The organism is Streptomyces sp. NRRL B-24085 (genome assembly GCF_001282115.1).
In the GTDB taxonomy this organism is placed as follows: domain Bacteria; phylum Actinomycetota; class Actinomycetes; order Streptomycetales; family Streptomycetaceae; genus Streptomyces.
In genome coordinates this window covers 1-7,148 of the sequence record NZ_LJBR01000404.1, presented here as the reverse complement: position 1 = coordinate 7,148, position 7,148 = coordinate 1, and the positions used below count along the sequence as shown (strand labels likewise).

Sequence of the window (7,148 nt, the reverse complement as noted above, 5' to 3'; positions counted from 1 at the left end):
CGGCCCGGGCCGGGTTCCGCTCCTGCGTGTTCATCCCGCACGACCTGGAGCAGGGCAAGGTCGTCATGGCCGCGATCTACGGCGGCGAGCTCGTCGGCATCGAGGGCAACTACGACGACGTGAACCGCTTCTGCTCCGAGCTGATCGGCGACCCGGCCGGCGAGGGCTGGGGCTTCGTCAACGTCAACCTGCGGCCGTACTACGCGGAGGGGTCCAAGACCCTGGCGTACGAGATCTGCGAGCAGCTCGGCTGGCGGCTGCCCGACCAGCTCGTGGTCCCGATCGCCTCCGGCTCGCAGCTCACGAAGATCGACAAGGGCCTTCAGGAGCTCATCAAGCTGGGGCTCGTCGAGGACAGGCCGTACAGGATCTTCGGGGCGCAGGCGGAGGGGTGCAGCCCGGTTTCCGTCGCCTACAAGGCCGGGCACGACGTGGTCCGCCCCCAGAAGCCGGACACCATCGCCAAGTCCCTCGCCATCGGCAACCCGGCGGACGGCCCGTACGTGCTGGACATCGCGCGGCGCACCGGCGGCGCGGTGGAGGACGTCGACGACGAGCAGATCGTGGACGCGATCAAGCTGCTGGCGCGGACCGAGGGCATCTTCGCGGAGACCGCGGGTGGCGTGACCGTGGGCGTGACCCGCAAGCTGATCGAGAACGGCGTCCTCGACCCGACGAAGACCACGGTGGTGCTGAACACCGGTGACGGTCTCAAGACCCTGGACGCGGTGGCCGGTACCGGGCTCACCGCCACGATCCGTCCGAACCTGGACTCCTTCCGAGAGGCTGGCCTCGCATGAGCGTCAACGTCCGCATCCCCACCATCCTGCGCACCTACACCGGCGGACAGGCCGAGGTGCAGGCCGAGGGTGGGACCCTCGCCGAGGTCATCGCCGATCTGGAGAAGAACCACACCGGTATCGCCGCGCGCGTTCTCGACGACCAGGGCAAGCTGCGGCGGTTCGTGAATGTGTACGTGAACGACGACGACGTGCGGTTCGAGCAGGGACTGGAGACGGCGACGCCCGACGGGGCCGGCGTCTCCATCATCCCGGCGGTCGCCGGAGGGTGACCGTATGACTGGTCATTACCTTCGGTAACAGGAATTACCGAGTGTTCATCCGATTGCCCCCTCCGTGAGAGAAGCGGAGGGGGCAATTCTCTATGGTTGAGCGCGGTACAGTTGGGGAAGCTGCTGCTTCCTTCATGCCGGGCGCATATGAGTTCCGCGTTCTGATGCGACGAGAAGTAGCCAAAGTGTGTGGGTTCTTTGTGTCTTATGCTCCTTTTGTGGGGCCCGACTTGCCCCGAATTCGGGTGAATTCTCACTACATTCCGGACCCCTTCCGTCCAGAATTCTCGTCCGATTGACCTGTTGCAGACGGCAGTTGGACAGATACATTCAGCCGCGGTCGACGCGTTCCGGCGCACGCCCCCAACCATGTGGGGGGTGAGGTCTGACCCGGATCCACGAAGTGTGGGTCCGTGCAAGGGCCAGTAATAGGGGAGTTAGGCATGGCTCAGGGCACCGTCAAGTGGTTCAACGCGGAGAAGGGGTACGGCTTCATCGCGGTCGACGGTGGTGCGGATGTATTCGTCCACTACAGCGCGATTCAGATGGACGGCTACCGCACCCTTGAAGAGGGCCAGCGGGTCGAGTTCGAGATCTCGCAGGGTCAGAAGGGGCCGCAGGCGGACATGGTCCGTCTCGCGACTGGCTGAAGCACGCGCCGGGTAACAACAGCGTCGTTCTTCGTTCTTCACTGAAGGGCTCGTACCCCATGGGGAGTCATGGGTACGGGCCCTTCGGCATGGGCGTGCCTGCGTCCGCCGGCGGCGTGTTCGTCTGCGGGTCCGGTGGGGGCGGGCGTTTTGCGCAGTTCCCCGCGCCCCTGATCGTCCGTGGTGCCGGGAGGCTGGAACGCCCCCAGGGGCGCGGGGAACTGCGCGATCAGCCCCCACCGGCCGGTGGCCGCCCGACAGCCGGATCCGGCCTCCTGCGGTGCGCGGTCGGGGCGCCCGGAACGCAGCGAACCCGGGCCCGGTCTTCGGCAGGCGCTTGCACTCGACCATGCCGAGTGCTAATCATTGGCGTTAGCACTCTGAAGGTGAGAGTGACAAAGATGGACCGGGTCGGTGAGGCCCGCAGGCCGGGTGGGGCAAGGAACCCACGGGTCGGCGAGCCGTCCGTCGCGGGCGCGGGCGCGGTCCGAAGGAATCACCCCCAGTCCTGGAGGGACCACTTCACATGGCCAAGATCATCGCGTTCGACGAGGAGGCGCGGCGCGGCCTCGAGCGCGGCATGAACCAGCTCGCGGACGCCGTGAAGGTGACGCTCGGCCCCAAGGGCCGCAACGTCGTCCTCGAGAAGAAGTGGGGCGCCCCCACGATCACCAACGATGGTGTCTCCATCGCCAAGGAGATCGAACTCGAGGACCCGTACGAGAAGATCGGCGCCGAGCTGGTCAAGGAAGTCGCCAAGAAGACGGACGACGTCGCCGGTGACGGTACGACCACCGCGACCGTGCTCGCCCAGGCCCTGGTCAAGGAAGGCCTGCGTAACGTAGCCGCCGGCGCCAACCCCATGGCCCTCAAGCGCGGTATCGAGAAGGCCGTCGAGGCCGTCTCCGCCGCCCTGCTCGAGCAGGCCAAGGATGTCGAGACCAAGGAGCAGATCGCCTCCACGGCCTCCATCTCCGCCGCCGACACCCAGATCGGCGAGCTCATCGCCGAGGCGATGGACAAGGTCGGCAAGGAAGGTGTCATCACCGTCGAGGAGTCCCAGACCTTCGGTCTGGAGCTGGAGCTCACCGAGGGTATGCGCTTCGACAAGGGCTACATCTCGGCGTACTTCGCCACCGACATGGAGCGGATGGAGGCGTCGCTCGACGACCCGTACATCCTGATCGCCAACTCCAAGATCGGCTCCGTCAAGGACCTGCTCCCGCTCCTGGAGAAGGTCATGCAGTCGGGCAAGCCGCTGCTGATCATCGCCGAGGACGTCGAGGGCGAGGCCCTGTCGACCCTGGTCGTCAACAAGATCCGCGGCACCTTCAAGTCCGTCGCCGTCAAGGCCCCGGGCTTCGGTGACCGCCGCAAGGCCATGCTCGGCGACATCGCCATCCTCACGGGCGGCGAGGTCATCTCCGAGGAGGTCGGCCTCAAGCTGGAGAACGCGACCCTGGACCTCCTGGGCCGCGCCCGCAAGGTCGTCATCACCAAGGACGAGACCACCATCGTCGACGGTGCCGGTTCCTCGGACCAGGTCAACGGCCGGGTGAACCAGATCCGCGCCGAGATCGAGAACAGCGACTCGGACTACGACCGCGAGAAGCTCCAGGAGCGCCTGGCCAAGCTCGCCGGTGGCGTCGCCGTCATCAAGGCCGGTGCCGCGACCGAGGTCGAGCTCAAGGAGCGCAAGCACCGCATCGAGGACGCCGTCCGCAACGCGAAGGCGGCCGTCGAGGAGGGCATCGTCGCCGGTGGTGGCGTGGCCCTGCTCCAGGCCTCCCAGGTCTTCGAGAAGCTGGAGCTCGAGGGTGACGAGGCGACCGGCGCCAACGCCGTGAAGCTCGCCCTGGAGGCCCCGCTCAAGCAGATCGCCGTCAACGGTGGTCTCGAGGGTGGCGTCGTCGTGGAGAAGGTCCGCAACCTCACCGTCGGCCACGGCCTCAACGCCGCGACCGGTGAGTACGTCGACATGATCGCCGAGGGCATCATCGACCCGGCGAAGGTGACCCGTTCCGCCCTGCAGAACGCCGCCTCCATCGCCGCGCTGTTCCTCACCACCGAGGCCGTCATCGCCGACAAGCCGGAGAAGGCCGCCGCGCCCGCCGGTGGCGGCATGCCGGGCGGTGACATGGACTTCTGACCGCCCCCGGGCCGCGAGGCCTGACGGTCGATCAACGTCCTTGCCGGGGCGGCCACTCCTGGGAACAGGGGGTGGCCGCCCCCGGTCTTTTCTTGCGCTATGCTTGATCACGAGCCGCTCGACGTGAACTCCCGTCGGTCGACTACGCGTTGGTGGTCCAAGGAAAGACGCCCCGCTTCCTGCGGGGAGATGCAGGTGCAAGGCCTGCCCAGCGCTCGACACGAAGCCCGTCCCGCAGACGCGGGGCGGGCTTCCTGCATGAGTGACCGGGGTCACAGCGCGGCGGGAAATCCTGAGGAGCACGGCACGGTTGGCACCTGTTGCAAGGTCCATGCGTATGCACATACCGAGGAGTACCCCCACGTGACCGCCTCCGCCCCCTCCCGTGCCGCCGAGATCCTCTCGCGTCCGGCCCACATCAACGGCCTGACCGTCCCGAACCGCATCGTGATGGCGCCGATGACCCGTTCCTTCTCCCCGGGCGGCGTCCCCGGCGAGAACGTGGCGTCGTACTACTCCCGTCGCGCGGCCGCCGGAGTCGGTCTGATCGTCACCGAGGGCACGTACGTCGGCCACGAGTCGGCCGGGCAGAGCGACAGCATCCCGCGCTTCCACGGCGAGGAGCAGCTCGCGGGCTGGGCGAAGGTCGCCGAGCGGGTGCACGCGGCGGGCGGCACCATCGTGCCGCAGCTCTGGCACATCGGCATGGTGCGCGAGCAGGGGCAGCCGCCCTACGCCGACGCCCCCGCGGTCGGCCCCTCCGGCCTGCGCATCGGCGCCGACGAGCCCACCGGCAGGGCGATGACCCGGCGCGACCTGGACGACGTGATCGGCGCGTTCGCCGAGGCCGCGGCCGCCGCCGAGCGCATCGGCTTCGACGGCGTGGAGCTGCACGGCGCCCACGGCTACCTCCTGGACCAGTTCCTGTGGGCGGGCACCAACCGCCGCACCGACGCCTACGGCGGTGACCCGGTCTCCCGTACGCGGTTCGCGGCGGAGATCGTGGCGGCCGTGCGGGAGACGGTGTCGCCCGAGTTCCCGGTCATCTTCCGGTACTCGCAGTGGAAGCAGGAGGCCTACAAGGCGCGGCTCGCCGAGACGCCCGAGGAGCTGGAGGCGATCCTCACCCCGCTCGCCGCCGCCGGGGTCGACGCCTTCCACGCCTCCACCCGCCGCTACTGGCTCCCCGAGTTCGAGGGTTCCGACCTCAACCTCGCCGGCTGGACCAAGAAGCTCACCGGCAGGACCACCATCACCGTCGGCTCGGTCGGTCTCGACGGCGACTTCATCAAGGGCTTCAGGGGCGAGGGCTCCCCGGTCAGGGGCATCGACGACCTGCTCGACTCCCTGGAGCGCGAGGAGTACGACCTGGTCGCCGTCGGGCGGGCGCTGCTCCAGGACCCCGAATGGGCCGCGAAGGTGCTCGCGGGCCGGTTCGACGAACTGAAGCCGTACGAGGCGTCCGCGCTGAAGTCGTTGAGCTGACCGCACAAGGCTCCCCGGGTTGGTTGACCCGGGCAAGGGACGTGGGCTGGAGTTAGCGGAGCAGCCCCGACCTGTGAGGAGTTCGACCGATGACGTCAGCCGAGGGTCTCGAAGTGCGTACCGCGGCCGGTGCCGTGCGCGGGCGTGCCGAGGACGGACTGGTGGTCTTCCGGGGAATCCCGTTCGCCGAACCGCCGGTGGGCGCGGCGCGGTTCCAGGCGCCGCGGCCCGTCAGGGGCTGGGAGGGGACCCGGGAGGCGTACGCCTTCGGGCCCCCGCCCCCGCAGGAGCACGCCTTCGGGGACCGGGCGGTGGCACCGCCGACGCCCACCGGTGACGACTGGCTGACGGTCAACGTCTGGACCCCCGCCACGGACCCCGCGGCCCGCCGCCCCGTGATGGTGTGGATCTACGGCGGCGCCTACAAGCTCGGCCACGCGGGCAATCCGGGTTACGACACCCAGCACCTCGCGCGCGCCGGTGACGTGGTCGTCGTGACCCTCAACTACCGGGTCGGCATCGAGGGGTTCGCCCTGCTGGAGGGGGCGCCCGCGAACCGGGGGCTGCTGGACCAGGTCGCGGCGCTGGAGTGGGTGCGGGACAACATCACGGCGTTCGGCGGGGACCCCGGGCAGGTCACGGTGTTCGGGGAGTCGGCGGGCGCGGGGTCGGTGGCCTCGCTGCTGGCGATGCCGGCCGCGCGGGGCCTGTTCGGGCGGGCCGTCGCGCAGAGCGTGCCCGGCACGTACTTCTCCGCCGAACTCGCCCGGGACATAGCGGTGGAGCTCGCCAAGGAGGCGGGTCAGACGGCGACGGCCGCGGCGCTGTCAGCCGTCGATCCCCGTGAACTCCCGTCGGCAGGCGAGCGGTTGGGCCCGCGCATGCGGGAGTTCGGCGACCGGTGGGGCCAGGCGGCGCCGACGCTCACCCCCTTCGCGCCGGTCGTCGACGGGGAGGTGCTGCCGTGCACGCCCTGGGAGGCGCTGGCGGCGGGCGCCGGGCGGGACGTGGAACTGCTCGTCGGGCACAACCGGGACGAGTACCGGCTCTTCCTGGCCCTCGGCGAGCGGCTCGGCAAGATCACCGAGGAGCAGGCGGTCGCGGCCCTGCGGACCTTCGCGCCGGGCCCGGACGGTGAGCGCTCCTACCGCGAGGCCTTCCCGGACGCCACCCCGTCCGAGCTCTACGAACGGGTGCAGACCGACTGGCTGTTCAACGTGCCGTCCCTGCGGCTGGCGGAGGCGCAGACCGCGGGCGGCGGGCGGGCCCACCTGTACGAACTGACCTGGAGCGCACCGGCGTTCGGCGGCGCGCTCGGCGCCTGCCACGCCCTGGACGTCCCGCTGCTGTTCGGCACGTACGACGCCGACCTCGGCGCCCTGATGTTCGCGGGGACCGGGGTGCCGGACGAGGCCAGGGCGCTGACCACGCGCTTCCAGTCGGCGTGGACCGGGTTCGCGCGGACCGGGGATCCGGGGTGGCCGGCGTTCGACCGCGTGGGGCGCGCCACCCAGGTCCTGGACGTGACGCCCGAGGTGCGGCCGTACCCGGAGGAGGTGGCGCGGCGGCTGTGGGAGGGGTACGACTTCGCGGCGCTGCCGCTGCTGAAGTAGGCGGCGCGGCTAGAGGTTGCCGAGCGGCTCGATGTCGACCCTGACCGGGGTGCCCCACACCCGCAGCACCTCGTAGTCGGTGAACTCGTGGACGAGCCGGTACGCCATCGCGGCGCGGGGCCCGCGGCGCTGGGCAGCGAGGTAGAGCTCGGCCTCGTGCCGGTCCCGCCGCGGCGTCC

At 69.9% G+C, this 7,148-nt stretch carries 6 protein-coding genes; all 6 read left to right on the top strand.

Features of this window, described 5'->3' with window-relative positions; translation table 11 throughout:
* Window positions 1-800: threonine synthase (gene thrC, locus AOJ26_RS34795; RefSeq protein ID WP_063790366.1), on the top strand; the 800-nt coding region annotated here is incomplete at its 5' end.
* Window positions 797-1,072: a MoaD/ThiS family protein gene (locus tag AOJ26_RS34790; RefSeq protein WP_020122860.1), complete on the top strand. Its 276-nt coding sequence runs from the start codon at window positions 797-799 to the stop codon at window positions 1,070-1,072. The genes thrC and AOJ26_RS34790, both read left to right, overlap by 4 nt.
* A 443-nt stretch (window positions 1,073-1,515) precedes the next feature.
* On the top strand, window positions 1,516-1,722 hold the full coding sequence (locus AOJ26_RS34785; protein WP_007382895.1) for a cold-shock protein: 207 nt from the start codon (window positions 1,516-1,518) through the stop codon (window positions 1,720-1,722).
* 526 nt (window positions 1,723-2,248) lie between these two features.
* A complete protein-coding gene (gene groL, locus AOJ26_RS34780; protein WP_020140084.1) occupies window positions 2,249-3,871 on the top strand; it encodes a chaperonin GroEL in 1,623 nt (540 codons plus the stop codon).
* Window positions 3,872-4,234: 363 nt separating this feature from the next.
* Entirely contained in the window at window positions 4,235-5,356 is a 1,122-nt protein-coding gene (locus tag AOJ26_RS34775; protein WP_053852357.1) for an NADH:flavin oxidoreductase, read from the top strand.
* Between the two features lie 89 nt (window positions 5,357-5,445).
* The gene (locus AOJ26_RS34770) at window positions 5,446-6,969 is read left to right on the top strand and encodes a carboxylesterase/lipase family protein (protein ID WP_053852356.1); all 1,524 of its coding nucleotides are present in this window, start codon (window positions 5,446-5,448) and stop codon (window positions 6,967-6,969) included.
* Window positions 6,970-7,148 lie beyond the last annotated feature (179 nt).

Excerpts from the sequence above, each read along its gene's own strand:
- AOJ26_RS34790 (WP_020122860.1), top strand. The coding sequence starts at position 797 with ATGAGCGTCAACGTCCGCATCCCCACCATCCTGCGCACCTACACCGGC.
- AOJ26_RS34785 (WP_007382895.1), top strand. The coding sequence starts at position 1,516 with ATGGCTCAGGGCACCGTCAAGTGGTTCAACGCGGAGAAGGGGTACGGC.
- AOJ26_RS34770 (WP_053852356.1), top strand. The coding sequence starts at position 5,446 with ATGACGTCAGCCGAGGGTCTCGAAGTGCGTACCGCGGCCGGTGCCGTG.
- groL (WP_020140084.1), top strand. The coding sequence starts at position 2,249 with ATGGCCAAGATCATCGCGTTCGACGAGGAGGCGCGGCGCGGCCTCGAG.